This is a genomic window from Ottowia sp. oral taxon 894 (assembly GCF_001262075.1).
Lineage (GTDB): Bacteria > Pseudomonadota > Gammaproteobacteria > Burkholderiales > Burkholderiaceae_C > Ottowia > Ottowia massiliensis.
On the sequence record NZ_CP012073.1, the window covers coordinates 499,578 to 526,020 of the forward strand.

At 64.3% G+C, this 26,443-nt stretch carries 24 protein-coding genes and 1 pseudogene; 18 read left to right on the top strand and 7 right to left on the bottom strand.

Annotation, left to right across the window (positions count from 1 at the left end; genetic code table 11):
* The first annotated feature begins 43 nt into the window (after window positions 1-43).
* From ADJ79_RS02105 to ADJ79_RS02140, 8 genes and pseudogenes are all read left to right on the top strand, one after another.
* Window positions 44-1,132, top strand: coding sequence for a peptidase U32 family protein (locus ADJ79_RS02105; RefSeq protein ID WP_172674009.1), 1,089 nt, complete (start codon window positions 44-46; stop codon window positions 1,130-1,132).
* Window positions 1,133-1,148: 16 nt separating this feature from the next.
* A complete protein-coding gene (locus ADJ79_RS02110; RefSeq protein ID WP_371256892.1) occupies window positions 1,149-1,619 on the top strand; it encodes a VOC family protein in 471 nt (156 codons plus the stop codon).
* Window positions 1,620-1,818: 199 nt separating this feature from the next.
* The gene (locus tag ADJ79_RS02115) at window positions 1,819-2,712 is read left to right on the top strand and encodes a U32 family peptidase (RefSeq protein ID WP_050714578.1); all 894 of its coding nucleotides are present in this window, start codon (window positions 1,819-1,821) and stop codon (window positions 2,710-2,712) included.
* A 268-nt stretch (window positions 2,713-2,980) separates the two neighbouring features.
* The gene (locus ADJ79_RS02120; RefSeq protein ID WP_050714579.1) at window positions 2,981-3,769 is read left to right on the top strand and encodes an SDR family oxidoreductase; all 789 of its coding nucleotides are present in this window, start codon (window positions 2,981-2,983) and stop codon (window positions 3,767-3,769) included.
* A 45-nt stretch (window positions 3,770-3,814) separates the two neighbouring features.
* Window positions 3,815-4,624 (top strand): SDR family oxidoreductase, encoded by an 810-nt coding sequence (locus tag ADJ79_RS02125; RefSeq protein ID WP_082202812.1) that lies wholly within the window; start codon window positions 3,815-3,817, stop codon window positions 4,622-4,624.
* A gap of 47 nt (window positions 4,625-4,671) precedes the next feature.
* Entirely contained in the window at window positions 4,672-5,235 is a 564-nt protein-coding gene (locus ADJ79_RS02130) for an SCP2 domain-containing protein (protein WP_050714580.1), read from the top strand.
* A gap of 18 nt (window positions 5,236-5,253) precedes the next feature.
* A pseudogene (locus ADJ79_RS02135) lies at window positions 5,254-5,628 on the top strand (putative zinc-binding protein); the annotation flags it as partial.
* Between the two features lie 109 nt (window positions 5,629-5,737).
* Window positions 5,738-6,340: a UbiX family flavin prenyltransferase gene (locus tag ADJ79_RS02140; RefSeq protein ID WP_082202815.1), complete on the top strand. Its 603-nt coding sequence runs from the start codon at window positions 5,738-5,740 to the stop codon at window positions 6,338-6,340.
* Window positions 6,341-7,013: 673 nt separating this feature from the next.
* Here the strand turns inward: ADJ79_RS02140 and ADJ79_RS02145 are convergent.
* The 5 genes from ADJ79_RS02145 to ADJ79_RS02165 form a co-directional block, all read right to left on the bottom strand.
* Entirely contained in the window at window positions 7,014-8,576 is a 1,563-nt protein-coding gene (locus ADJ79_RS02145) for a GTPase/DUF3482 domain-containing protein (protein ID WP_253273850.1), read from the bottom strand.
* A 428-nt stretch (window positions 8,577-9,004) separates the two neighbouring features.
* Complete coding sequence (gene acnB, locus ADJ79_RS02150; RefSeq protein WP_050714582.1) at window positions 9,005-11,632, bottom strand: bifunctional aconitate hydratase 2/2-methylisocitrate dehydratase; 2,628 nt, start codon at window positions 11,630-11,632, stop codon at window positions 9,005-9,007.
* A gap of 59 nt (window positions 11,633-11,691) precedes the next feature.
* Entirely contained in the window at window positions 11,692-12,243 is a 552-nt protein-coding gene (locus ADJ79_RS02155) for a hypothetical protein (RefSeq protein ID WP_050714583.1), read from the bottom strand.
* Window positions 12,244-12,276: 33 nt separating this feature from the next.
* Complete coding sequence (locus ADJ79_RS02160; RefSeq protein ID WP_050714584.1) at window positions 12,277-13,278, bottom strand: CoA ester lyase; 1,002 nt, start codon at window positions 13,276-13,278, stop codon at window positions 12,277-12,279.
* A gap of 345 nt (window positions 13,279-13,623) precedes the next feature.
* Window positions 13,624-14,610: a malate dehydrogenase gene (locus ADJ79_RS02165; protein WP_050714585.1), complete on the bottom strand. Its 987-nt coding sequence runs from the start codon at window positions 14,608-14,610 to the stop codon at window positions 13,624-13,626.
* A 125-nt stretch (window positions 14,611-14,735) separates the two neighbouring features.
* On the opposite strand from ADJ79_RS02165, the gene ADJ79_RS02170 reads away from it, so the two are divergent.
* The 10 genes from ADJ79_RS02170 (at window position 14,736) to ADJ79_RS02215 (ending at window position 25,292) form a co-directional block, all read left to right on the top strand.
* Entirely contained in the window at window positions 14,736-15,521 is a 786-nt protein-coding gene (locus tag ADJ79_RS02170; protein ID WP_050716348.1) for a GntR family transcriptional regulator, read from the top strand.
* 165 nt (window positions 15,522-15,686) lie between these two features.
* Window positions 15,687-16,118, top strand: coding sequence for a succinate dehydrogenase, cytochrome b556 subunit (gene sdhC / locus ADJ79_RS02175; RefSeq protein ID WP_050714586.1), 432 nt, complete (start codon window positions 15,687-15,689; stop codon window positions 16,116-16,118).
* Window positions 16,119-16,136: 18 nt separating this feature from the next.
* Entirely contained in the window at window positions 16,137-16,505 is a 369-nt protein-coding gene (sdhD, locus tag ADJ79_RS02180; RefSeq protein WP_050714587.1) for a succinate dehydrogenase, hydrophobic membrane anchor protein, read from the top strand.
* 36 nt (window positions 16,506-16,541) lie between these two features.
* The gene (sdhA, locus tag ADJ79_RS02185; RefSeq protein ID WP_050714588.1) at window positions 16,542-18,347 is read left to right on the top strand and encodes a succinate dehydrogenase flavoprotein subunit; all 1,806 of its coding nucleotides are present in this window, start codon (window positions 16,542-16,544) and stop codon (window positions 18,345-18,347) included.
* 52 nt (window positions 18,348-18,399) lie between these two features.
* Window positions 18,400-19,104: a succinate dehydrogenase iron-sulfur subunit gene (locus tag ADJ79_RS02190; protein WP_050714589.1), complete on the top strand. Its 705-nt coding sequence runs from the start codon at window positions 18,400-18,402 to the stop codon at window positions 19,102-19,104.
* Window positions 19,105-19,144: 40 nt separating this feature from the next.
* Window positions 19,145-19,414 (top strand): succinate dehydrogenase assembly factor 2, encoded by a 270-nt coding sequence (locus ADJ79_RS02195; RefSeq protein ID WP_050714590.1) that lies wholly within the window; start codon window positions 19,145-19,147, stop codon window positions 19,412-19,414.
* A 37-nt stretch (window positions 19,415-19,451) separates the two neighbouring features.
* Window positions 19,452-20,750 carry a citrate synthase gene (locus ADJ79_RS02200; protein WP_050716349.1) on the top strand — a complete coding sequence of 433 codons (1,299 nt, stop codon included), beginning with the start codon at window positions 19,452-19,454 and terminating at the stop codon, window positions 20,748-20,750.
* Window positions 20,751-21,397: 647 nt separating this feature from the next.
* Entirely contained in the window at window positions 21,398-22,897 is a 1,500-nt protein-coding gene (locus tag ADJ79_RS02205) for a pitrilysin family protein (RefSeq protein ID WP_082202816.1), read from the top strand.
* 50 nt (window positions 22,898-22,947) lie between these two features.
* Window positions 22,948-23,613: a bifunctional 2-polyprenyl-6-hydroxyphenol methylase/3-demethylubiquinol 3-O-methyltransferase UbiG gene (locus ADJ79_RS02210; RefSeq protein ID WP_050714591.1), complete on the top strand. Its 666-nt coding sequence runs from the start codon at window positions 22,948-22,950 to the stop codon at window positions 23,611-23,613.
* 266 nt (window positions 23,614-23,879) lie between these two features.
* A complete protein-coding gene (locus tag ADJ79_RS02215; RefSeq protein WP_050714592.1) occupies window positions 23,880-25,292 on the top strand; it encodes a pitrilysin family protein in 1,413 nt (470 codons plus the stop codon).
* A gap of 92 nt (window positions 25,293-25,384) precedes the next feature.
* Here ADJ79_RS02215 and ADJ79_RS02220 read toward each other — a convergent pair whose 3' ends face one another.
* Both ADJ79_RS02220 and ADJ79_RS02225 read right to left on the bottom strand, forming a co-directional pair.
* Window positions 25,385-25,786 carry a GNAT family N-acetyltransferase gene (locus tag ADJ79_RS02220; protein WP_050714593.1) on the bottom strand — a complete coding sequence of 134 codons (402 nt, stop codon included), beginning with the start codon at window positions 25,784-25,786 and terminating at the stop codon, window positions 25,385-25,387.
* Between the two features lie 212 nt (window positions 25,787-25,998).
* On the bottom strand, window positions 25,999-26,433 hold the full coding sequence (locus tag ADJ79_RS02225) for an MBL fold metallo-hydrolase (protein WP_050714594.1): 435 nt from the start codon (window positions 26,431-26,433) through the stop codon (window positions 25,999-26,001).
* Between the last annotated feature and the right edge of the window lie 10 nt (window positions 26,434-26,443).

The window sequence follows — 26,443 nt, forward strand, 5'->3', positions numbered from 1 at the left end:
ATAAGGTATGCCCTCATTTCAGCCTTGATGGAGGATGACCACGATGGAGACAGCCGAAGCCGCGCGCCCGCAGGCCGAAGCCGCAAAAAACGCTGCCGCAAAAAATGCCGATGCCGTGCCAGAGCTGAAGGCGCCGGAGCTGGTGTGCCCTGCCGGCAGCCTGCCGGCGCTCAAAGGGGCGATTGACGAGGGGGCCGATTGCGTTTATCTGGGCCTGCGCGATGCGACCAATGCGCGCAATTTCGCGGGGCTGAACTTTGACGAAAAGGCCATTCTCACGGGCCTGGCTTACGCGCACGAGCGCGGGCGCAAGGTGCTGATGGCGCTGAACACTTACCCGCAGGCGAGCAACCCCGCGCCCTGGAAGGCGGCGCTGGACAAGGCAGCGGCCTGGGGGATAGACGCGGTGATCCTGGCCGACCCGGGGCTGATGCGCTATGCCGTGCAGCGCCATCCTGATTTGCGGCTGCATTTGTCGGTGCAAAGCTCGGCCACGAATCACGAGGCCATCAATCTCTACCGCGATCAGTTCAACATTCGCCGCGCGGTGCTGCCGCGCGTGCTGTCGCTGGAGCAGGTGCGGCAGGTGACGCAGCGCACGCCGGTGGAAATCGAGGTGTTCGGCTTTGGCAGCCTGTGCGTGATGGTGGAGGGGCGCTGCGCGCTGTCGTCTTACGCCACGGGCGAGTCGCCCAACACGCACGGCGTGTGTTCGCCCGCCAAGGCGGTGCGCTGGGCGCAGACGCCCAAGGGGCTGGAGTCGCGCCTCAATGGCGTGCTGATTGACCGCTACGGCCCCAATGAGAACGCGGGCTACCCCACGCTGTGCAAGGGCCGCTTTGACGTGGCCGATGAGCACGGCTACTACGCGCTGGAGGAACCCACCAGCCTGAACACGCTGGATTTGCTGCCCCAGCTGGTGCAAATGGGCGTGCGCGCCATCAAGATTGAAGGCCGCCAGCGCAGCCCGGCTTATTCGGCGCAGGTCACGCGCGTGTGGCGGCAGGCCATTGACCACTGCATGGCGCAAAGGCATTTGTACACGCCCAAGACCATCTGGCTGACCGCGCTGGATCAGGTGGCCGAAGGCCAGCAGCACACGCTGGGGGCCTATCACCGTTCATGGAAATGAAGCGAAAGGAAACGGCATGAGCACTGAAGCAGCGAACTTTCCCCCCGCAGGCGGCGGCAACGGTGGCGGCAATGGCAGCAGCGATGCGCCGCCGCCCTCCATCCTCTCTCACGTTTCGCTGGGCACCAACCGCTTTGAGGAGGCCGTGGCCTTCTACGACCGCGTGCTGGCCACGCTGGGCGTGGGCCGCGTGATGGACTTGAGCGCGCAGCGCGCCGTGGCCTATGGCCGCGCCTTCCCCGAATTCTGGGTGCAGGCCCCTTGCGACGGGCAGCGCGCGCAGGCGGCCAATGGCGTGCACGTGGCTTTTCTGGCCGCTTCGCCGCAGCAGGTGCAGGCTTTTCACGCCGCCGCCCTGGCCGCAGGCGGCACGGATGACGGCGCGCCCGGCCCGCGCCCGCACTACGGCCCGCAGTACTGGGGCTGCTTCGTGCGCGATCTGGACGGGCACAAGATTGAAGCCATGGCCTGGCTGCCCGCCGCGTGATTTCGCGGCCTTGTTCCGGGCCATTTTTCGCTCCTCGATCAATCGCACGATCTCCCCGCCAATTGGGCGGGGATGCCGTTTTTTGATGCCCTGAATTTGCTCTTTTTTTGCTGTTTCCGGATGCGCCGCCTGTCCGCTTGTCCATCAAGCCGCGCCGCGCCCCGCAGGAATTTTCCGCAACCCTCCCCACGAAAAAACCATGCAACTCGCCCTTGGCCCCCTGCTTTACTACTGGCCGCGCCTGACGGTGTTTGACTTCTACCAGGCCGCCGCCGAATGGCCCGTGGACATCGTCTATCTGGGCGAGTCCGTCTGCTCGCGCCGCCACGAGCTGCGCCTGTCTGACTGGCTGGACATTGCCCGCATGCTGCGCGACGCGGGCAAAACGCCCATCCTCTCCACCATGGTGCTGCTCGAATCCACGGCGGATGTGGGCAACATGCAAAAGCTGGTGAACAACGGCGAATTCATGGTGGAGGCCAGCGACATGGGCGCCGTGCGCGGCGTGGCGGGCAAGCAGCCTTTCGTGGCCGGGCCGCACCTGAACCTGTTCAACGCCGACGCGCTGGAGTGGATGGCCAGCCTGGGCGCCACCCGCTGGGTGATGCCGCTGGAGATGACGCGCGAGCAGCTGGCCACCGTGCTGCAAGGCAAGCCCGGGGGGCTGCAAACCGAGGTGTTCGCCTTTGGCCGCCTGCCGCTGGCCTTTTCGGCGCGGTGCTTCACGGCGCGGCACTACAACCTGCCCAAGGATGACTGCGGCTTTCGCTGCATTGAACACCCGGACGGCCTGCCGCTGAACACGCGCGAGGGCGAGGCCTTTCTCACCATCAACGGCATCCAGACCCAGTCCGCCCGCATCCACAGCCTGCTGACCGACATGCCCGATCTGCTGGCCCTGGGGGTGGATGTGCTGCGCCTTTCGCCCCAGTCGCAGCACATGGATCAGGTGGTGGCCGCCTTCGACCACGCCCGCCGCGAAGGCCGCGCGGCCCCCGGCGCGCTGGACGCCCTGCGCCCGCTGCTGCCCGCCGCCCCCTGCAACGGCTACTGGCACGGCAAGCCGGGCATGGACCTGGTGCTGACAGCGTAAAGCGCGGCAAGCCTGCGGCAGGTGATGATGCAAAGGCTGGCGAATCCCGCCCTTGAATTCCGGCTCGCACTTCGCTCCTTCATTTCGCTCCTTCATTCATAGCAATACGTCCTAGTGCAGATTGCGCAAACGCCCTTTTTCACGGCCTGAATTTGCTCCTTCTTTTGATGCAAACCATGCCTGACCACGCCCGCCAGCGCCCATTGCCGGTTTTCAGGCCGCCATGCGGCGAGACAATCGCTGCCTTGCCCGCCTTTTCATTTAAGCCATGACCGCCACACCGCCCTGCCCTGCCGCTCCGCCGGCCGCTTCCATCGCCCTGGTCACCGGCGCCACGGCCGGGTTCGGCCAGGCCATCAGCCGCGCACTGCTGCAAGCGGGCTGGCGCGTCATTGGCACGGGCCGCCGCGCAGACAGGCTTGAAGCCTTGCGGGCGCAGTGGCCCGAAGCCTTTTTGCCCCTGGCGTTTGACGTGGCCGGCCGCGCCGCCGCCCAGGGCGCCCTGGCCAGCCTGCCCGCCGCCTGGCAAGACGTGGACCTGCTCGTGAACAACGCGGGCCTGGCGCTGGGCCTGGAGCGCGCCGACCAGGCCAGCCTGGACGACTGGGACCGCATGATTGACACCAACATCCGGGGCCTGGCCACCCTCACCCGCCTGCTGCTGCCGCAAATGGTGCGGCGCAACCGGGGCTACGTCATCAACATCGGCTCCATCGCGGGCGACTGGCCCTATCCGGGCGGCAACGTCTATGGGGCCACCAAGGCGTTTGTCAAACAGTTCAGCCAGAACCTGCGCGCCGATCTGGCGGGCACGGCCATCCGCGTCAGCAACGTGGAGCCGGGCCTGTGCGGCGGCACCGAGTTTTCCAATGTGCGCTTCAAGGGCGACGATGAACGCGCCACCAGCGTGTATGCCGGCGTGCAGGCCATCAGCCCCGAAGACATCGCCCGCATCGTGCTCTGGCTGGTGCAGCAGCCCCCGCATGTGAACGTGAACCGCATTGAAGTCATGCCCGTGGCGCAAAGCTTCGCGCCGCTTTCCGTGGCGCGCGGCTAAGCCCTATCCCATTTCTTCATCCCTTCACTTTCCAAGGAAACCGCCATGCAACAGGCCATCTCCGCTTCCGCCGCCACCCCGCCCTGCCCTGCCGCCCCGCCGACCGCTTCCATCGCCCTGGTCACCGGCGCCACGGCCGGGTTCGGCCAGGCCATCAGCCGCGCACTGCTGCAAGCGGGCTGGCGCGTCATTGGCACGGGCCGCCGCGCAGACAGGCTTGCAGCCTTGCGGGCGCAGTGGCCCGAAGCCTTTTTGCCCCTGGCGTTTGACGTGGCCGACCGCGCCGCCGCCCAGGGCGCCCTGGCCAGCCTGCCCGCCACCTGGCAAGACGTGGACCTGCTCGTGAACAACGCGGGCCTGGCGCTGGGCCTGGAGCGCGCCGACCAGGCCAGCCTGGACGACTGGGACCGCATGATTGACACCAACATCCGGGGCCTGGCCACCCTCACCCGCCTGCTGCTGCCGCAAATGGTGCGGCGCAACCGGGGCTACGTCATCAACATCGGTTCCATCGCGGGCGACTGGCCCTATCCGGGCGGCAACGTCTATGGGGCCACCAAGGCGTTTGTCAAACAGTTCAGCCAGAACCTGCGCGCCGATCTGGCGGGCACGGCCATCCGCGTCAGCAACGTGGAGCCGGGCCTGTGCGGCGGCACCGAGTTTTCCAATGTGCGCTTCAAGGGCGACGATGAACGCGCCGCCAGCGTGTATGCGGGCGTGCAGGCCATCAGCCCCGAAGACATCGCCCGCATCGTGCTCTGGCTGGTGCAGCAGCCCCCGCATGTGAACGTGAACCGCATTGAAGTCATGCCCGTGGCGCAAAGCTTCGCGCCGCTTTCCGTGGCGCGCGGCTAAGCCCTATCCCATTTCTTTCCATCCCTTCACTTTCCAAGGAAACCGCCATGCAACAGGCCATCTCCGCTTCCGCCGCCACGCCGCCGGCCGCCTACACCCTGCCCGCGCCCGTGGGCGCGGCCCTGTCGCTGCTGCCTGCCTACCCAGGCTCCATGCTGCTGGTGGCCGCCATCAACCTGGCCCTGGCCAGGCATCTGCCCGAAGACGTCACGGCCCTGCTCGAAGGCAAGCGCCTGGCCATTCGCGTGCGCGACGCGCGGCTGGACTTTGACTTCACCTGGCAAGGCGGCAAATTCGCCCCCTGCGCGCGGCACGCCGAGCCAGACCTGGCCATCAGCGCCAACGCGCAAGACTTCGTGCTCCTGGCCCAGCGCAAGCAAGACCCCGACACGCTCTTTTTCAACCGCCGCCTCATCATGGAAGGCGACACCGAACTGGGCCTGGTGGTGAAAAACGCGCTCGACGCGCTGGAGCTGCCCGTGCTCGACCCGCTGTACTGGACGCCCCAGGCCGTCTTCACCCGCCACGCGCCGCAGCCCCTGCAAGACCTCGTGCAGCGCCTGCCCAAGCTGCCGCTGCCGCCGCTGCCGCCCTTCATCCGCAAGCCCTGAAACGAAAACCCAAGCGCCATGCCCGCCCACGACCCATCCCTGCCCCTGGTCTATTCCTGCTCCGGCTGCTCCAGCGCCGCGCAGCTTGCCAACCACGTCGCCGTCAAGCTTGACCGGCGCGGCGTGGCTGAAATGTCGTGCATCGCCGGCGTGGGCGGCGACGTGCCCTACCTCGTGAAAATCGCCAAATCGGGCCGCCCCATCGTCGCGCTCGACGGCTGCGCGCTCGTGTGCGTGAAAAGCAGCCTCGCGCGCCACGGCATCGCGCCCGACCGCCACTACCAGCTCCAGCAATACGGCGTCAAAAAACGCACCCACGAAGACTACGACCCCGAACAGGCCGCCCAGGTGCTCGCCCAGGTTGAGGCCGATCTGGCCGCGCAGCCCCTGCGCCCGCCGCAAGAAAAAGCCGCGCCGCCCGCCCAGGCCGAAAGCGGCGGCCCGGCGCGCCCTTGCCCCGCCCCCCGCGCCGCCAGCACGCCCGAGCCATCCCGCGCGCCGCATGCCGAACGCCATGAAGCCGCAGCCGCCTGAGCGCGCCTGCGCCCGCCGCCTCATCGTGGGCATCTCCGGCAGCAGCGGCGCCACCTACGGCCTGCGGCTGCTGCAAGCCCTCAAGGAAACCGACCTGCAAGTGCACCTGGTCATCACCCCCGCCGGCTGGCTCAATTTGCGCCACGAAACCGGCGTCACCGACACCCAGGCGCTGCAACTGGCCCACACCCTGCACGCCAGCACCAACCTGGCCGCCAGCATCGCCAGCGGCTCGTTTCAGACGATGGGCATGATCGTCGCCCCCTGCTCCATGCGCACCCTGGCCGCCATCGCCCACGGCCTGGGCGACAACCTGCTCACCCGCGCCGCCGACGTCACGCTCAAAGAGCGCCGCCGCCTCGTGCTCATGACGCGCGAATCGCCCCTGAGCCTCGTTCACCTGCGCAACATGACCGCCGCCACCGAAGCGGGCGCCATCATCTGCCCGCCCATCCCCGCCCTCTACCAGCGCCCTGCCAGCATCGACGAAATGGTGGACCACAGCGTGGCCCGCGCGCTCGACCTGCTGGGCCTGCCCCAGGGCCTGGCCGGCGAGTGGGAAGGCTTCTGAGCGCCTGTGCGCCGCCCGGCCCCCAAAAGAACGGTTCGGGCAGGCCGGGCGCAGGCCCAGCGGAAGCGGTTATTTTTCGCTCCCGAATCCATAGCGTTATGTCCTAGTGGAACGGGCGCGAAAGCCTTTTTGACCCCCCTTTGGATTCGCTCCTGTTTCTGATGCAGCCCCCGCTGGCGATCCACCGCCTGAGCGCCTGTCCGCAATCTGCCTGCGGGCGCAAACAGCGCGGCCTCGGGCGCTCTTGGGCACTCTCGGGCGCTGCAAATGCATCGCCAGCCGCAAGAAGGCCCATTTGCGGTTATCGCCTTGCAGCCTGATTCCGCCCCTTTCGCCCCTTTCGCCCCTCACAGCCAGGCTCTGAACAGACTCTTGGCGCAAAGCGAAGGGCCGCCCTGCGCCGATCAGCGCAAGCCGTCTTTCCTCTGCCCTTTCTCCACCGCCCGCCTTGCGCGCGGCAGCCTGGCGAAAAGCATCCGGCCATATCAAAAAGAGGAGCGAATACCGGCGGGCAAAAAGGCCGTTTGCGCACGTTCCGCCAGGACCTCATGCTATGGATCAAGGAGCGGATTTCCGCGCGTCATGAAAGCGCTATCGGCTGGCTTGGGGCTGGCTTGAAGCTGATCGGGGCCGCTTAGGGCGGCGGGAAGGTTGGGCTGGGGCCGAAGTGGCGTCACTCCCTGGGCCAGGCCGCTGGCGCTTCAGGCTGCCTTGCAGCGCCGGGGCTGGCGGCGGGCGTTTCCGGCTCCGCCGTGGGCAGCAGGCGGGCCACGCGCTGCGTCAGGGCGTCACGCCCGGGGTCAAAAACGGGCGGCGCGCCGGGGCGCTCTTCCCAGTCCGGGTGGGCGCGGGCCGGGCGCAGGGCGTCCGCCAGCGTGGCTGTCAGCTGGCGGGCCTGGGCGGTTTGCTGGCTGCCCTCTTCCCATTCGGCCGCGCGCAGCTTGTGCTGGGCGGCGTGCCCGCGCTGCGTGAGGGCCTGGTTGAGCGCCAGAAGGCGCGCGGCCAGCAGGGCCAGCACGGCGTCTTGCGCCGTAAGTTCCTGCGTGCCGGTGAGGCGGCCGCGCAGCTTGCCCGCCAGGGGCTGCCAGCCGCCGCTCAGGGCGCTGCCAATGGCGCCGCCCAGCGTGGCGGCGGCGCCCAGCGACAGGCCCGCCAATGCCACGTCGGCCACCGCGCCGATGCCCGCGCCAATGGCCGCGCCCAGGCCCAGGCGGCGGCCAGCTTCTTTGAGCAAGGCGGGGTTGAACAGGTCGTCCTCCCAGCGCTGGGCCAGTTGCGGCAGGCTGGCGGCTTCGGCGTCTTCCGGCCCGAAGGCGTGCGCGCGCAGCAGCGCCTGCGCGGCCCGGCGGGCATGGGCCGCGCAGTCTTGCTGGAAGGCGTGGATGAAGGCGTCGCGCCGCGCCGGATCGGCGTATTCGCCTGCGGCGATGGACCGGCGCATGGCGGCCACGCTGACAAGGGCGCTGGCGATGGCCAGGCGCGCGGCGCGCTGGCGGTCTTGCGCCTGCTGCTCAAGCTGGCGGGCGATGTCTTCAAGCTGGCGGCGGCGCTCGGGCAGCAGCGCGGCCAGGTCGCGGTACAGCGCGGTTTCGGCCCCGTTGAAGGGAGCAACGGCGTCAAACGCCGCGCAGGCGTGCAGGCCCGCATCGCGCAGGGCGGCGCGCCAGCCGTCCTGGCGGCTGCCAGCGGCGCGCACGAAATTGAGCACGGGCATGATGGGGCGCGCACACCAGGCCAGCGCTTCCATTTCGGCGCGGTATTTGGGCAGCACGGGTGCGCGCGTGTCGATGACGAGCATGGCCGCGTCTGCGTGTTCAAGCAGGGCGCGCAGCACTTTGGCTTCCTGCTCGAAGCTGGCATGCGCTTCGGGGCCGCTCAAAAAGGCGCGCACGCGGTCGGTGCGGCTGGGGTGCGCGGGCAGGCTTTGGGCGGGCAGCTCTTGCAGGTAGTCGAGCAGCGCCACGGCGTCTTCCAGGCCCGGCGTGTCGAAAAAGCGCACGGCCACTTCGCCTTGCAGCAGCAGGTCGATGCGCTCGACGTGCCGCGTGACGCCGGGCCGGTCAGAGACTTCGCCAAACGCCGCCCGCCGCGTGAGCGTGCGCAAAAGCGAGGTTTTGCCCGCGTTCGTGTGGCCCACCACGGCAATCCGCAAGGCAGACGGGGCGGCGGATGAGCCGGACGCAGACGCCTGCGCGGGGGCTTCGGGCGGGGTGCTCATGGAGGCAGGCGCGGTCATGGGCGCGAATTGTCGCCGGGGCGGCAGCGCCGGGCGCAGAAATCAGCAGGCGGCGCCAGGCAGGGGCGAAGGCCCGCCCCGGGCGCAGCCGCAGGCATGAAAGCGGACATGAAAAAACCCCGGCAGCCCAAAGCGGCTGCCGGGGTCTGGATCGCCAGGGGAATCAGTGCCCTGCTTCAGCGCCCTGCTCATGCCGGCCCGTGAGCGCGGCAAGAGCAGGATGGAGACGGGCGGATGCCGACGGCATGCGCAGCGGCGCGGATGAAGCGCGCCATTTCACCCCTTGATTTCGCTCCTTGATCCATAGCATGAGGTCCTAGTGGAAATTGCGCGAGAGGGTGTTTCACCCCCTCTGAATTCGCTCCTCTTTTTGATGCCTCCCACGGCGCGGGCGCTTTGGCGTCTGCGCCGTGGTCAGCAGGCGCGCTTCAGGGGTGCTGCTCCAGCGCGTTGCCCAGGCCTTCGGCCACTTCCGCGTATTCGGGAATCTGGTCGAAGTTCATGTAGCGGTAGATGCCGGCCTTGTCGGAATCCACAATGCCCATTTCCTTGAGGTATTCCTCGCGGGTGGGCAGTTTGCCCAGGCGCGAGGCGATGGCCGTGAGTTCCGCCGAGCCGAGAAAGACGTTGGTGTTCTTGCCCAGGCGGTTGGGGAAGTTGCGGGTACTGGTGGAGATGACGGTGGCGCCCGCGCGCACTTGCGCCTGGTTGCCCATGCACAGCGAGCAGCCGGGCATTTCGGTGCGCGCGCCGGAGGCGCCGAAGGCGGCGTAATGGCCTTCCTTGATGAGTTCGTTCTGGTCCATCTTGGTGGGCGGGGCGATCCACAGCTGCACCGGGATGTCGCGCTGGCCGCCCAGCAGTTTGGCGGCGGCGCGGAAGTGCCCGATGTTGGTCATGCACGAGCCGATGAAGGCTTCGTCGATCTTGGTGCCGGCCACGTCGGAAAGGGTTTTGGCGTCGTCCGGGTCGTTGGGGCAGCAGACGATCGGCTCCTTGATTTCGTTCATGTCGATTTCGATGACGGCGGCGTATTCGGCGTCGGCATCGGCTTCGAGCAATTGCGGGTTGGCGAGCCACTCCTGCACTTTTTCAATGCGGCGCGCCAGGGTTTTGGCGTCCTGGTAGCCGTCGGCAATCATGTTTTTCATGAGCACGACGTTGGATTGGAGGTACTCGATGATGGGCGCCTTGTCCAGCTTGATGGTGCAGCCGGCGGCCGAGCGTTCGGCGGAGGCGTCGGACAGCTCGAAGGCTTGTTCCACTTTCAGGTTGGGCAGGCCCTCGATTTCCAGGATGCGGCCGGAGAAGATGTTTTTCTTGCCCGCCTTGGCCACGGTGAGCAGGCCCTGCTTGATGGCGTAGAGCGGGATGGCGTGCACGAGGTCGCGCAGGGTGACGCCCGGTTGCAGCTCGCCCTTGAAGCGCACGAGCACGCTTTCGGGCATGTCCAGCGGCATGACGCCGGTGGCGGCGGCAAAGGCGACCAGGCCGGAGCCTGCCGGGAAGCTGATGCCGATGGGAAAGCGCGTGTGGCTGTCGCCGCCGGTGCCCACGGTGTCGGGCAGCAGCAGGCGGTTGAGCCAGGAGTGGATGACGCCGTCGCCCGGGCGCAGGGCGACGCCGCCGCGCGTGCTGATGAAGGCGGGCAGCTCGCGGTGGGTTTTGACATCGACCGGCTTGGGGTAGGCGGCGGTGTGGCAGAAGGACTGCATCACCATGTCGGCAGAAAAGCCCAGGCAGGCCAGGTCTTTGAGTTCGTCGCGCGTCATGGGGCCGGTGGTGTCTTGGCTACCGACAGTGGTCATGCGCGGCTCGCAATAGGTGCCGGGGCGCACGCCTTGCTGAACGCCATTGACCACGGGCAGGCCGCAGGCGCGGCCCACCATTTTCTGCGCGAGGGTGAAGCCCTTGCCGGTGTCCACGGGGGCCTTGGGCAGGCGGAAGGCGCTGGAAGCGGGCAGGCCGAGGAATTCGCGCGCCTTGGCCGTCAGGCCCCGGCCGATGATGAGGTTGATGCGGCCGCCGGCTTGCACTTCGTCCAGCAGCACTTCGCTTTTGAGCGCGAAGTCGGCAATTTTCTGGCCGGCTTTTTCGATGCGGCCTTCGTAGGGGTAGATGTCGATGACATCGCCCATGTTCATCTGGCTGACATCCACTTCGATGGGCAGCGAGCCGGAGTCTTCCTGCGTGTTGAAGAAGATGGGGGCAATCTTGCCGCCCAGGGTGACGCCGCCAAAGCGCTTGTTGGGCACGAAGGGGATGTCTTGCCCGGTGGCCCAGATGACGCTGTTGGTGGCCGATTTGCGGCTGGAGCCGGTGCCGACCACGTCACCCACGTAGGCGACGACGTGGCCTTTTTTCTTCAGGTCTTCAATGAACTGGATGGGGCCGCGCTTGCCGTCTTCTTCTGGCTTGAAGGGGGCGTCGGGGCGGGTGTTTTTCAGCATCGCCAGGTAGTGCAGCGGAATGTCCGGGCGGCTCCAGGCGTCGGGGGCGGGGGAGAGGTCGTCGGTGTTGGTTTCGCCGGGCACCTTGAAGACGGTGACGGTGATTTTTTCGGGCACTTTGGGGCGGCTGGTGAACCACTCGGCGTCGGCCCAGCTCTGGATGACGGCCTTGGCGCGCGCGTTGCCCGCCTTGGCCTTGGCGGCCACGTCGTTGAAGAAGTCGAACATCAGCAGCGTTTTCTTGAGCGCGCTGGCGGCGGCGTCGGCGACGGCGTCGTCCTTGTCGTCCAGCAGTTCGATGAGCGGGTGCACGTTGTAGCCGCCGACCATGGTGCCCAGCAGCTCGGTGGCCTTGGCGCGGCTGATGAGGGCGACCTGGATGTCGCCATGCGCCACGGCGGCCAGAAATGAAGCCTTGACCTTGGCCGCGTTGTCCACGCCGGGCGGCACGCGGTGGGTGAGCAGATCCATCAGGAATTCGGCTTCGCCGGCGGGCGGGTTCTTGATGAGTTCGATCAGCTCTTCAGTCTGCTTGGCATTGAGCGCCAGCGGCGGGATGCCCAGCGCCGCGCGTTCGGCGACGTGTTCACGATAGGCTTTCAACATGTGGGATTCTCCTTTTATGGGTATGAAAACGAAAAACGCTGGCTCGCGTTGAGCCAGGTTCAGGGTTTTTGATCAAACAGGCTCTGGCGGGGCATCTTGTCCATTTGCGCGGAGAACTCGCGCTGCTCGGGCGACATGCAGCCGTCGGCAATGCGCTTGCCTTGTTTCTGGTCCATCAGCATGGATTTGTTGCCCAGTTGCAGCCACAGGGCGCGGGCGCGGGTGTCTTCCAGGCGCACGGCGCCGGTGCGGCTTTCCATGGGGCGCATGTGGTAGCGCAGCTTGCCCATGTGCAGGAAGAAGTGGCCCGGGTTGTCGGCGTCAGGCTCCAGCGAAACCTGGGTGTTCAGATCGCAGGAAATCGTGCCGGTGTGCACGAGTTTGGCGATGTTTTTTTCAGCTTCCGTCAAAGGCTGATCAACGGCGGCGGCAGGCACGGGTTTGGGCGCTGCGGCCTTGGATTTGGCGGGTTTTTTGGCAGCGCGCTTTGCGGGCTTTTTGGCCGCTTTTTGCGCTGCGGCGGGCTTTTGGGGCTTGTTTTCGGCGGCGTGAGCCGTGCCCAGGGACATCAGGCAGGCGGCGGCGACGAGGGCGATGAGAGCGGGTTTCATGGTGCGTGCTTTCTCTTCAGGGTTGCGGAAAGATCAGTTGGAAAACCAGGCGCGCGCTTCGCGGGGAAGCGCACGGCCTGTGGTGTGGGCGCGCTCCAGCAGCTGCCAGTAGTGGCGGTAGCTGGCGCGGTCATGCAGACGGCCCTGATGGCTGATAGGCCCCCAGTGGGCTTGCTGCGCGGCCAGGAGGATGGCCGTGGCTTCGTCGATCTGGCGCTCGTCAGGCGCGAAGGCTTCGAGGATGGGACGGATTTGCGCGGGGTGAATGCTCCACATGCGCGTGTAGCCCAGCTGCTGCGCGGCGCGGCAGGCGGCTTGCCTGAGCGCGGCGGCGTCATTGAATTCAGTCACCACGCAGTGCGAGGGCACTTTGCCGAAAGCATGGGCGGCAGAAGCGATTTCCAGCTTGGCGCGCACCACGAGCGGATGGCTGAACTGGCCTTGCGCGCCCATGCCTTGTGCCGGTATGGCGCCTGCATGGGCCGAAACAAAGTCCATGAGGCCAAAGCTCAAGGATTCCACGCGCGGATGGGCGGCAATTTCAAACGCCCGGTGCACGGCGGCGGGCGATTCGATCAGCGCATGCAGCGGCAGGCCCTGGGGGTAGATGGACAAGAGGGCTTCTTCGGCCCGGGTCACTTCATGAACCGATTCCACCTTGGGCAGCATGACGTAGGCCAGGCGATGCCCGGCGCGGGGCAGGATGGCGGCCAGGTCTTGCGTGAATGCGGGGTGATCCACGGGATGAACGCGCACGCCCACGCGGGCTTTTGCAGGCGCGGACAAGGCCAGCTCGCCAACCAGCGCGGCGTGTTCGGCTTCGCCGCCAGCGGGCGCGCCGTCTTCGCAGTCCAGCGTGACGTCAAACACGCAGGCGCCAAATTCTTCCGTCATTTCGGCCTGCAATTGCAGGCTCTTGCGCATGCGCGCTTCCACGCCGCTGTAGTGGTCGCACACGGGCAGCATGCCCCGGCTGGCCTGCGCGGCCAGCAGCACGCTGCGGGGATGCAGGGCAAATGCGCTCAGGTTTGTCATGCGGCTCTTTCGGCTATTGAAAACAAGATGGAAACCGGCTTCTGGCGCGAACGGGAAAGGTTGCAAAACGGTTGAACCGGCGGCACTGACATTCAGGCATGCCAGTGCGGGGTGTTGGTTGCCAGAGCCTGCTTTCGATTTGTCCGTGGGTGCAAAAGTGCAAACAGGCGAGTCTTGTTTTGTGCGGTTTACTCTGTTTTTGAGAGCGAATTCCAGCCCCTGAAAATGCCTCTGTCGCACGCTTTCATTGACTTTGATGCCATCAAATCAATAGCGAAATGGCGGATGACTTCAGGGGCCGAACCGGCGGTCAAACCGGTTCGCGGCAAGACTCGAAACAGGTTCTTACAGCAAGTGCTTGACGCCTTCTTGCTCGCCTTGTAGTTCGGCCAGCGTCTTGTTGATGCGCTCCTGGCTGAAAGCGTCGATTTCCAGCCCCTCGACCACTTTGTATTCGCCGTTTTCGCAGGTCACGGGAAAACCGAAGACCACGCCTTGCGGAATGCCGTACCAGCCTTGCGAGGGAATGCCCATGGTGACCCATTCGCCATTCGTGCCCAGCGCCCAGTCGCGCATGTGGTCAATGGCCGCGTTGGCAGCGCTGGCTGCCGAAGACAGGCCGCGCGCTTCGATGATGGCCGCGCCGCGCTTGCCCACGGTGGGCAGGAAAACATTGGCGTTCCATTCCTGGTCGTTGATCATGTCTTTCACGCTCTGCCCGTCAATGGTGGCGAAGCGGTAATCGGCATACATGGTGGGGGAGTGGTTGCCCCAGACAGTGAGCTTTTTGATGTCCTTGACCGGCTTGCCCGTTTTTTCGGCAATCTGGCTGGCGGCGCGGTTGTGATCCAGCCGCAGCATGGCGGTGAAGTTCTTGGCCGGCAGATCAGGGGCCGATTTCATGGCGATGTAGGCATTGGTGTTGGCGGGGTTGCCGACCACGAGCACTTTCACGTTGCGGCTGGCGACGGCGTTCAGCGCCTTGCCTTGGGCCGTGAAGATTTGTGCATTGGCGGCCAGCAAGTCGGAGCGTTCCATGCCGGGGCCGCGCGGGCGCGCGCCCACCAGCAGGGCGTAATCCGCATCCTTGAAGGCCGTCATCGGATCAGAATGCGCCTGCATGCCTGCCAGCAAAGGGAAAGCGCAGTCTTGCAGCTCCATCATCACGCCCTTGAGGGCCTTTTGGGCTTTTTCATCGGGAATTTCAAGCAATTGCAGGATGACAGGCTGATCTTTGCCCAGCATTTCGCCAGAAGCGATGCGAAACAGAAGGGCATAGCCAATCTGGCCTGCTGCGCCAGTCACGGCAACACGGACGGGTTTTTTGCTCATATCCAGGAGTCTCCAGTGGGTTGGTTTGAAACAAGGAAGGGCGGCTGCCACAACCAGATCCGCAGTGAGTTTAACGGTTTCGCCGGTTTCTGTCCTGTGTCTTATATAAGATATGATTGATGGCAATGAACAGCGTTCTCCCATCAGAAGCACCCACGGCCAGCCTGGCGGCGCAGCCAGCGGCAACACCTTCATTCCGGCCGCTTTATCAACAAATCAGGGATCTGATCCTGCGCAGCCTGCAACAAGGCGAATGGAAGCCCGCAGAGGTGATTCCCAGCGAAATGGAGCTGGCGGCGCGGTTTGGCGTCAGCCAGGGAACGGTGCGCAAGGCGATTGACGAACTGGCCGCCGGGCATTTGCTGGTGCGCCGCCAGGGGCGGGGCACCTTTGTGGCCACGCACGCCGAACAGCAGGTGCAGTACCGTTTTTTGCGCTTGATGCCTGATATAGATCAAGCAGATGCGGAACAGCCCGCGCAACGGGAAATCGTGGAATGCAAACGCGCCCGGGCCACTGCCGATGTGGCGCGGGCGCTGGCCTTGAAAACGGGCGAAAGCATCATCCAGGCGCGGCGCGTGCTTTCATTTGGCGGCATTCCCACCATCGTGGAAGACCTGTGGCTGCCTGGCGAACCTTTCAGGGGGCTGACGGCGCATCGCCTGTCGGCGTATCCGGGTTCCTTGTACGCCTTCTTTGAATCGGAATTCGGTGTGCGCATGGTGCGCGCCGATGAAAAGATTCGCGCGGTTTTGCCTGACGTGCAGCAGGCGGCTCTTTTGCAGATTCCGGTTTCCACGCCGCTGCTGAGCGTGGAGCGCATTGCTTTCACCTATGGCAACCGCCCCATAGAGCTGCGCAAAGGCTTGTACCGCACGGATTCACGCCACTATCACAACCGTCTGAGTTGAAGAAATAGAGATGTTTTTCTATTTCCCGTCAAGCCTCTCCAGATTTCGCAAGCTTGCGAAGATATACACGTCGTTGCAATAGAATCCGCAAATTGCTTCACTTCAAGGTGTCTTATAAAAGACACATGACTATCGAAGCATCCCTCCCACGAAAAGGAAGTACTCATGACAGAAGCAGCCCGCAAACGGCCTGAATTCAGAAACCTGAATGTCTTCAAGGATTTGACGACTTACCGCCTTCCTTGGGCCGCGAAGGTTTCCATCCTGCATCGCATCAGCGGCGTTCTGATGATTCTGATGCTGCCTTTCATCATCTGGCTGTTCGACAAGTCGATTTCGTCCGAAATCTCTTTCATGCAGTTCACGGCTGCGTTCGAACACGGCATCTGGATATTTCCCGCCTTCATTGTCAAGCTCGCGGTGCTGGGGCTGATCTGGGCATTCCTGCACCACTTGTGCGCAGGCATCCGCCATATCTACATGGAGCTGACGCACAAACTGAGCAAGGAGTTTGGCAAGCGTTCCGCATTGGTGGTGTTGGCGGTGAGCCTGAGCCTCACCGTGCTGCTGGGCGCCAAGCTGTTCGGGCTGTATTGATTTGAACTGGAGAAAGAAATGGCTGCTGTGAATTACGGTTCCCGACGCCTCGTGGTAGGCGCGCACTATGGCTTGCGCGATTGGCTGGCGCAGCGCGTATCCGCCCTGGCTATCGTGGCTTTCACGCTTGTGCTGGTGGCGCAGATTCTTTTGACCAGCGGCCCGCTGGACTACACCCGCTGGGCGGCAATCTTTTCTTCGCAATGGATGAAGACGCTGACCTTCACGGCCATTGTGGCGCTGGCATGGCACGCCTGGGTCGGCGCCCGTGAAGTGTTGATGGATTACGCCAAGCCAACCAGCCTGCGCATGGTTTTCTATATGTTGGCCATCGTCTGGCTCATCAGCTGCGCAGGCTGGGCCGTTCAGGTTCTGTGGCGCCTGTAAGCGACTGTCTTTCCCGCAAGTTTTTTCCCCACGAACATGACATACACCAAAGACAAAATCACCGTCCGCAAATTTGACGTGGTCATCGTCGGCGCAGGCGGCTCCGGCATGCGCGCCTCGCTGCAACTGGCGCGGGCGGGCCTGAATGTGGCTGTGCTCTCCAAGGTCTTTCCTACCCGCTCCCACACCGTGGCCGCCCAGGGCGGCGTTGGCGCCAGCCTGGGCAACATGAGCGAAGACAACTGGCATTACCACTTCTACGACACCGTCAAAGGCGGTGACTGGCTGGGCGATCAGGACGCCATCGAATTCATGTGCCAGGAAGCGCCCAAGGTGGTTTACGAGCTGGAGCATTTCGGCATGCCGTTTGACCGCAACGCCGACGGCACCATCTATCAGCGCCCCTTTGGCGGCCACACGGCCAACTATGGCGAAAAACCCGTGCAACGCGCCTGCGCCGCTGCCGACCGCACGGGGCACGCCATGCTGCATACGCTGTATCAGCAAAACGTCAAGGCCCATACCACCTTCTTTGTCGAATGGATGGCGCTTGATCTCATTCGAGATGCCGATGGCGACGTGGTGGGCGTGACGGCGCTGGAAATGGAAACAGGCGATTTCTACGTGCTGCACGCCAAAACCGTCTTGCTGGCCACGGGCGGCGCGGGCCGCATTTTCGCGGCCTCGACCAACGCTTTCATCAACACGGGCGATGGGCTGGGCATGGCCGCCCGCGCGGGCATTCCGCTGCAAGACATGGAGTTCTGGCAATTCCACCCCACGGGCGTGGCGGGCGCTGGTGTTTTGCTGACGGAAGGCTGCCGGGGCGAAGGCGCCATCTTGCTCAACTGCAATGGCGAGCGTTTCATGGAGCGTTACGCCCCAACGCTGAAGGATCTGGCGCCGCGTGATTTCGTGTCCCGCTCCATGGACCAGGAAATCAAGGAAGGCCGGGGCTGCGGCCCCAACAAGGATTACGTGGTTCTCAAGCTTGACCACCTGGGTGCGGAAACCATCCACAAGCGCCTGCCCTCGGTGTTTGAAATCGGCATCAATTTCGCCAACGTGGACATCACCAAGGAACCGATTCCCGTGGTGCCCACCATCCACTACCAGATGGGCGGCATCCCCACCAATATTCACGGCCAGGTTGCCGTCCAGACCAGCCGCAGCGACAACGAAATCGTCAATGGCCTTTACGCCGTGGGCGAATGCTCATGCGTCAGCGTGCACGGCGCCAACCGGCTGGGAACGAATTCCCTGCTTGACCTGCTGGTTTTCGGCAAGGCAGCTGGCAATCACATCATCAAGCATCACGAACAAGGCTCGCACAAGCCGCTGCCAGCTGATGCTGCTGATTTCTCGCTGGAGCGCCTCAACCGTGTCGAGAACAACCCCAATGGCGAGTACTCGCAGGATGTGGCCAACGAAATCCGCCGCACCATGCAGGCGCACGCGGGCGTTTTCCGCACGCAGGCGCTCATGGATGAAGGCGTGGAAAAAATCAACGCCTTGCGCGAACGCGCCCTGTCCGTAGGGCTGGCAGACACCTCCAAGGTTTTCAATACCGCCCGCATTGAAGCGCTGGAAGTCAACAACATGATCGAAGTGGCCCAGGCCACCATGACTTCCGCTGCGGCCCGGCATGAATGCCGTGGCGCCCACAGCGTGCTGGATTACGAACATCCCGCCGATTACGAGCCAGCTCCTTTGGGGCGTGATGACGTGCACTGGATGAAGCACACGCTGTGGCACAGCGCGACCAACAGCCTCTCTTACAAGCCTGTCCGCACGCAGCCGCTGACCACCGAGACGATTCCTCCCAAAGTCCGCACGTTCTAAGCGCAGTTCCGCGAACTTTCTCTCCAGGCCCCGCAAAAAAGAGGCGAACACGATGCAAAAACGTACTTTCAAGATTTACCGCTACGACCCGGACAAAGACGCCAAGCCCCGCATGGAAACGGTTGAGCTTGAATTGCAAGGCAATGAACGCATGCTGCTGGATGCGCTTGTCAAGCTCAAGGCGCATGACCCCAGCCTGGCCTTCCGCCGCTCCTGCCGCGAGGGCGTCTGCGGCTCTGACGCGATGAACATCAACGGCAAAAATGGCCTGGCGTGCCTGACCAATTTGCGCACGCTCAAAGATCCGATCGTGCTCAAGCCCCTGCCGGGCCTGCCCGTGGTGCGTGACTTGATCGTGGACATGACCCAGTTTTTCGCCCAGTACGAATCCATCAAGCCCTATCTGATCAACGAAACGCCGCCGCCTGAAAAAGAGCGCCTCCAATCGCCGGAAGAGCGCGAAGAACTCAATGGGCTGTACGAATGCATCCTGTGCGCCAGCTGCTCTACCAGCTGCCCCAGCTTCTGGTGGAACCCTGACAAATTCGTTGGCCCCGCCGGGCTGCTTCAGGCCTACCGTTTCATTGCCGACAGCCGTGACCAGGCCACCAACGCGCGCCTGGACAACCTGGAAGACCCCTACCGCCTGTTCCGCTGCCACACCATCATGAATTGCGTGGACGTGTGCCCCAAGGGCCTCAATCCCTCAAAGGCCATCAGCAAAATCAAGGAACTCATGGCGCGCCGCGCGCTGTAAACGGCTGCTGCCATCACGGCCATCCTGCACTGTGCGCGATATGAAAGACACCCAGGCCTTTCTGGATGCTCATGAACTGGGCAAGCTCAAGTGGCGCTGCCGCCGGGGCATGCTCGAAAACGACTTGCTCATTGAAAAATTCTTCACGCGCAGCGGGCAGGCCATCACCCGCGTTCAGGCGGACGCCCTGCTGCAACTGATGAATCTGGCTGACAACGACCTGCTGGATCTCCTGCTGGCCCGCAAGGAGCCTTCGGGCGATCTGGATTCGCAGCCAGTGCGCCAGGTGCTGGCCTTGCTCAGGGGCTGAAAGCACGCTTTACCACCTATTCACCGAGGAGATGACCATGAAACTTTCAGAAAACAAAGCCACCCTCTCGTTTGCCAACGGCAAGCAGCCCATTGAACTGCCTGTTTATGAAGGCGCGATTGGCCCGGACGTGATCGACATCCGCAAGCTCTACGGTCAAACCGGCATGTTCACGTACGACCCCGGTTTTCTCTCCACGGCTTCATGCCAGTCCACCATTACCTACATTGATGGCGACAAGGGCGAACTCCTCTACCGTGGCCACCCCATCGAGCAACTGGCCGAACAGTGCGATTACCTCGACACCTGCTACCTGCTGCTCAAAGGCGAGCTGCCCAACGCCAGCCAGCGCGATGAATTTCACCAGCTCGTGCTCAAGCACACCATGGTGCACGAGCAAATGCACTTTTTCATGCGCGGCTTTCGCCGTGACGCGCACCCCATGGCCGTGCTCACGGGCTTGGTTGGCGCCATGTCGGCCTTCTATCACGAGAACACCGACATCCATAACGCCGAACACCGGGACCGCGCGGCCATCCAGCTCATCGCCAAAATGCCCACGCTGGTGGCCATGGCCTACAAATACGGCAAGGGCGAGCCGTACATGTATCCGAAGAACCATCTCAGCTATGCGGGCAACTTCCTGAACATGATGTTCGCCACGCCTTGCGAGGATTACCAGGTCAATCCCGTCATTGAACGCGCGATGGACCGCATCTTCATCCTCCATGCCGATCACGAGCAGAACGCCTCCACCTCCACCGTGCGCCTGTGCGGCAGCTCCGGCACCAACCCGTTCGCGGCCATTGCTGCGGGCGTGGCGTGCCTGTGGGGGCCGGCGCACGGCGGCGCCAACGAAGCCTGCCTGCACATGCTGGAAGACATCCAGAAAACCGGGGGCTTGGCCAAAGTCGGCGAGTTCATGGAAAAAGTCAAAGACAAAAACTCCGGCGTGCGCCTCATGGGCTTTGGCCATCGCGTCTACAAGAACTACGACCCCCGCGCCAAGCTCATGCAGCAAACCTGCAATGAAGTGCTGACCGAACTGGGCCTGGAAAAAGACCCCCTGTTCGCCCTGGCCAAGAAAGTCGAGCAAATCGCCCTGGAAGACGACTACTTCGTGCAGCGCAAGCTCTATCCGAACGTGGACTTCTACTCCGGCATCGTCCAGCGCGCCATCGGCATTCCCGTCAAGCTCTTCACCGGCATCTTTGCCCTGGCGCGCACCGTGGGCTGGATTGCCCAGCTCAACGAAATGATCGGCGACCCTGAATACAAGATTGGCCGCCCCCGCCAGCTCTACGTGGGCGCGCCCCGCCGCGACGTGAAGCTGTAATTTCCCTCTTGACTGCACACGCTTTCAGCCCGCCCTGCGCGCTTCGCGCTGGCGGGCTTTGCTTTGCCCGCTGGCGGCCCTTTCAGCCGGCTGGCGAGGGCGGATTCAAGGCGTCACGATGCTGCCGCCAGGCTTCTGGCTTTCCAGCCCGGCCAGCACAGCCTGATCCGGCGCGCACTCCGGATGCCCCGTCCCATGAAGCCTCCGCTTTTTGCGAATGGATATCATGCGCCCGCCTGCGGCCTGGCAAATCCTCAATGGGCCGCGAAACCCATCTGCGGTTTGCCTCTTGCTGCCCATCCGATCTGCGCTTCGCCTCTCACGGCCAGACTCTGCACAGGCTCCAAAGCGCCCAGCCGCAGATTCCAGGGCGTACAGGCCAAGACCCGTATGGGTTGATCTGTCCGGCAACATCAAAAACAGGAGCAAATTGAAGGGGTCAAAATGCCGTCTCGCGCACTTTCCACTAGGACATATCGCTATGAATAAAGTAGCTAAATGAGCCTGCCGCCCATTGGCTGTTCATCCGTCCTTCGCCTTGCCCGCGCCTTGCCCTTTCAGCGCCCACGGCCAGGCCGTGACCGGAGCCTTGGGCATTGCCACGAATGGGCTTTCTGTTTCTTTTCTCTCTTTCCGCTTTTTCTTCTATGACCTTCACTCCCAGTTTCCGCGCCGCCGCCGTGGCGCTGCTGCTGGCAGGCGGCGCCGTGCTGCACGGCTGCGCCAGCCATCCCGAAACCAGCCAGACGGCCCAGACGGCCCAGGCGCCGCAGGCCGCGCCTGATGCGCAACAGCCGCCGCAGCCGCCCAATGTGCTGGCGCAAGTGGCCGCCGGCGTGTACCAGGCCCGGCTGGACAACGGGCTGACGCTCATCGTCAAGCCTGACCGCCGCTCGCCCGTGGCCGTGCAAATGCTGTGGGTGCGCGTCGGCTCCATCGACGAAGTGGACGGCGCCAGCGGCATCGCCCACATGCTGGAGCACATGATGTTCAAGGGCACCAAGCAGCTGGGCCCCGGCGAAATCTCGCGCCGCGTGGCGCTGCTGGGCGGGCGCGACAACGCCTTCACCACCTCCGACTACACGGCGTATTTCCAGCAAGTGCCCGCCGCCGCGCTGCCGCAAGTGATGGCGCTGCAAGCCGACAGCTTTGAAAACAACCAGTGGCCTGACGACGAATTCACGCGCGAGATGGCCGTGGTCAAGGAAGAGCGCCGCCTGCGCACCGACGACCAGCCCCGCGCGCGGCTTTATGAGCAGCAAATGGCCGCCGCCTTCGTGGCCTCGCCCTATCACCGGCCCGTGATTGGCTGGATGGGCGATCTGGATTCCATGACGGCCGATGACGTGCGCGCCTTCCGCCAGAGCTGGTATGTGCCCGCCAACGCCGCCGTGGTGGTGGCGGGCGACGTGGACCCGGCCGCCGTGCTGGCGCTGGCGCAAAAAACCTATGGCCGCATCCCCGCCCGCGCCGTGCCCGGGCGCAAGCCCCGCCCCGAGCCGCAGCAGCACGGCCCGCGCCGCCTGGAGCTGCGCGCCCCGGCCGAGCAGGCCGTGGTGTCGCTGGTGTTCAAAGTGCCCGGCCTGCAAGGGCTGGCAGCCACACCTGAAAACGACGACGCGTTGGCCCTGACGGTGCTGGCCGCCGTGCTGGACGGCTACCAGGGCGCGCGCCTGGAGCGCGCCCTCGTGCAAGGCAAAGACCGCGTGGCCGACAGCGTGAATGCCGACAACGGCCTGATGGGCCGTGGCCCGCAGCTTTTCAGCCTGCTGGCCGTGCCCGCCAAAGGCCGCACGCCCGCGCAGGCCGAAGCGGCGCTGCGCGCCGAAGTGGCCCGTATCGCCCGCGAAGGCGTGGGCCAGGCCGAGCTGGAGCGCGTGAAAACGCAGTGGATTGCCGGCCAGGTTTACAAGCGCGATTCCGTCATGGCGCAAGCGCAGGAGCTGGGCAGCTACTGGGCGCTGGGCCTGCCGCTGGATGCCGATGAAAAACTCATCGAACGCCTGCGCGCCGTCACCCCCGCGCAAGTGCAGGCCGTGGCCCGCCAATACTTTGGCGACGAGCAGATGACCGCCGCCACGCTGGCGCCCCAAAGCCTGAAAAACCGCCCGCGCCCGCGCCCGGCCCCCGCCGGGCTGCGGCACTGAAGGGCGCGTTGCCGACCAGCCGCCGCTTTTTGCCATTGCCCGTTGCAGCCATGTCCGCTCATCCAGCCGCTCCAGCCGCTTCCCAAGACCCGGCGGCCTTCTGGAACCGCCGCTACGCCGCGCCCGCCTATGCCTATGGCACTGCGCCCAACGCCTTTTTCAGCCAGCAGCTGGCCGATCTGCCCGCAGGCCGCCTGCTGCTGCCTGCCGAAGGCGAAGGGCGCAACGCCGCGCACGCGGCGCGCATGGGCTGGCAAGTGGCGGCCTTTGACTTGAGCGAACAAGGCCGCCGCAAGGCGCTGGCCCTGGCCGCCGCCTTTGGCGTGGCCGATCGGCTGTCCTATCAGGTGGGCAGCGTGCAAGACATGCCGCTGCCGCCCGGCCAGTTTGACGCCGCTGCCCTGGTTTTTGCCCACTTTGCGCCCGCCATCAAAAGCGCCAGCCACCGCAAAGTGGCGCAGGCGCTGGCCGCTGGCGGCCACCTCATCTTTGAGGGCTACGCCAAAAGCAATCTGCCGCGCGTGCGGGCCAACCCCGCCATTGGCGGCCCGCAAGACGAGCAGGCGCTTTTTTCGCTGGACGAAATCCGCGCCGACTTCATCGACGGCGCGGGCCTGGAGCCGCTGGTGCTGCAAGAGACCGTGGTGCAGCTGCACGAAGGGCAGTTTCACAACGGCGCAGCCAGCGTCATCCGCTTTGTGGGCCGCAAGCCCTGAGAACTTGTTCAGAGCCTGGCCTTCAACCGTTTTTCGCAACCGCCCACGCCCTGAAATCCACCGTTCATTTTGCTATCGGTTCAATAGTGAGCAGTCCTACGAAACATTGCGGCAGGGGCGTTTTTGAAGCCCTTGATTCGCTCTTGAAAACGGAGCAAAACACGCCAGAGCAGCGCTGGCGCACAAACAGACTCCGGGCATTGAACAGGCTCGCAAGCCAGGCCCAAAACCCCATCCTGAAATCTTCTGCATCCGGGAAACACACCATGACTTCTTTTGCCCCCGCCGCGCGCCGCGCCCTGCTTGCAGGCGCTTGCGCTTTTGCCGCCCTGCTGGCCTGGCCCGGCCGCGCCCAGGCCGCCGCGCCCATTGAGCACTTCACCCTGCCCAGCGGCGCGCAAGTCTGGTTCGCCGCCAGCCCTTCCATCCCCATGCTGGACGTGCAAATCGACTTTGACGCCGGCAGCCGCCGCGACCCCGCCGCCAAGGCGGGCCTGGCCGACGCCACTGCGCTCATGCTCACCAAAGGCGTGCGCGCCGAAGGCCGCCAGCTGGCGCTGGACGAAAACCGCCTGGGCGAAGCCTGGGCCGATTTGGGCGCGCGCTTTGCCGCCAGCGCCAGCAGCGACCGCCTGAGCATCCGCCTGCGCAGCCTGACCGACGAGGCCCTGCTGCCCCGCGCCGTGGCCCTGGCCGCGCGCGAAATCGCCGAACCGGCCTTTGCCCCCGCCGTGTGGGCGCGCGAGCGCGAGCGCATGTCGGCCGCCATTGCCGAATCGCTCACCCGCCCCGGCCCCGTCGCCCAGCGCGCGTTTGGCGCCGCCGTGTACGGCGGCCACCCCTACGGGCGCGACGCCACGCCCCAAAGCCTGGCCGCCATCACCGTGGCGGACATGAAAGCGCTGCACCAGCAAGCCCTGGCCGCCTGCCGCGCCAAAGTCAGCCTGGTCGGCAGCATCACCCGCGAGCAAGCTGGCGACATCGCCGCCCGCCTGCTGGCCCGCCTGCCCCAAAGCGGCAAAAACGGCGAATGCGCCCCCCTGCCCGCCGTGCCCGAAGTGCCGCCGCTCAAAAAAGCCGAGCACATCGACATTCCCTTCCAATCCGCGCAAACCCACGTGCTCATCGGCCAGCCCGGCCACAAGCGCAGCGACCCGGATTACTTCGCCCTGCTTGTGGGCAACCACGTGCTGGGCGGCAACGGCTTTTCATCGCTGCTCATGAACGAAGTGCGCGAAAAACGCGGCCTGAGCTACGGCGCCTACAGCCACTTCCAGCCCGCCCTGCACGCCGGCGCCTTCTCCATCGGCCTGCAAACCCGCCCCGACCAGGCCGCCCAGGCTGTGCAAGTAGCCCGGCAAGTGCTGCAAGCCTTTGTGCGGCAAGGCCCCACCGAGGCCCAGCTCAAAGCCGCCAAAGACAACCTCATCGGCGGCTTCGCCCTGCGCATGGACAGCAACGCCAGCCTTTTGGCCCAGGTTTCCAACATCGCCTGGAACGGCCTGCCGGGCGACTACCTGGACACCTGGACACGCCAGGTCGAGCAAGTCAGCGCCAGCGACGTCAAAGCCGCCTTCGCCCGCGTGCTCCAGCCTGAGCGCATGGTCACCGTCATCGTCGGCCCCAAGACAAAGGCGGCAGATACGGCAGACGCCGCCCGCGCCGCGCCCGCGCATTGAGGCCCTTTCAGCCCAGAAAAAAAGCAGCGCCCGGGCGCTGCTTTTTTTCAACGCGGCGATGCATTATTGCCCGCGCGTTATTGGATTGCATGTTATTGCCTGGCCGCCACGGCATATACCGTGAATTTCGATGATTGGTCCTTCAGGTTGAACCGTTCAAAAAATCCTCTGTTTTCAGCAAAGGCCATCACGTAAACAGCCGTATGCGAAAAGGCGTCCAGTAAATCCTTCATCAGCAGGCTGCCATATCCCTTGCCCTGATGATTTTTGTGAACGGCCAGCTCCGTCACGTGTGTTTCCACCACATTGTCGCCGTAAGCCCGCAGCAGGCCCACGGCAGCGCCATCGGCCACCGCCAGCCTGTAGATCGAGGCGAAAAACATTTTCCTGAGCTTCTCGTCCGAATAGCCGCGACCCCAGCCATTGGATTCATAGATATCATTGATATTTCTCAAATATGCCGATAAATCGGCGCCATTCCTGATGATTTCCATCTTTCATCTCCAGTAAAAGATCATGACGCAACGGTTGCGGCTTTCATGGCGGCACTGCCGTTGCCTGTCGCCCAATGGCTGCCGCAACCGCCGTCAAAGATAAATGGAAGTTTTCATGCCGTCAAGGCTTTCGCGCCGCGTGCGTTGCACTTGATTCGGGGCCATAAAAATCATATTCGCTTCCGCATTGATAACAGATTTTCCACTCTGCATCAGGACATTGGATTATTTCCGCCTTTTGATTTTCTCTTTTTTTTAACATGCGTTCCCAGCGTGGGGCATGCGCTGCGCAAGCTACTGCACGCTTTCCCGCCACTTTCGCCTGGGCAGGCGCCGTTTTCAATCATGACAAAATCGAATGTGGCATATTTTGAAATAATGTCTGAAAAATGCTTCCCAAAGCCGCTGTCGGCGCTGAAATAAAGCGGCATGCCGGGTGATTTGATGGCATAGCCGCCCCAAAGCGTGGTATTGCGCTGCACGCCCCAGCGTTGCAAATGCGCCTTCACGCCCAGCGGCACGAAAAAGCGTTTGGCTCCGGAGTCGATTTCCTGAATGGCGCAGTAATCGAGATGGTCACAATGACCGTGCGAAATCAGCACGGCGCCGATTGCCCGCAATTCGGCCACGGCGGGCGCGTGGGTCATGGCAAAAGGC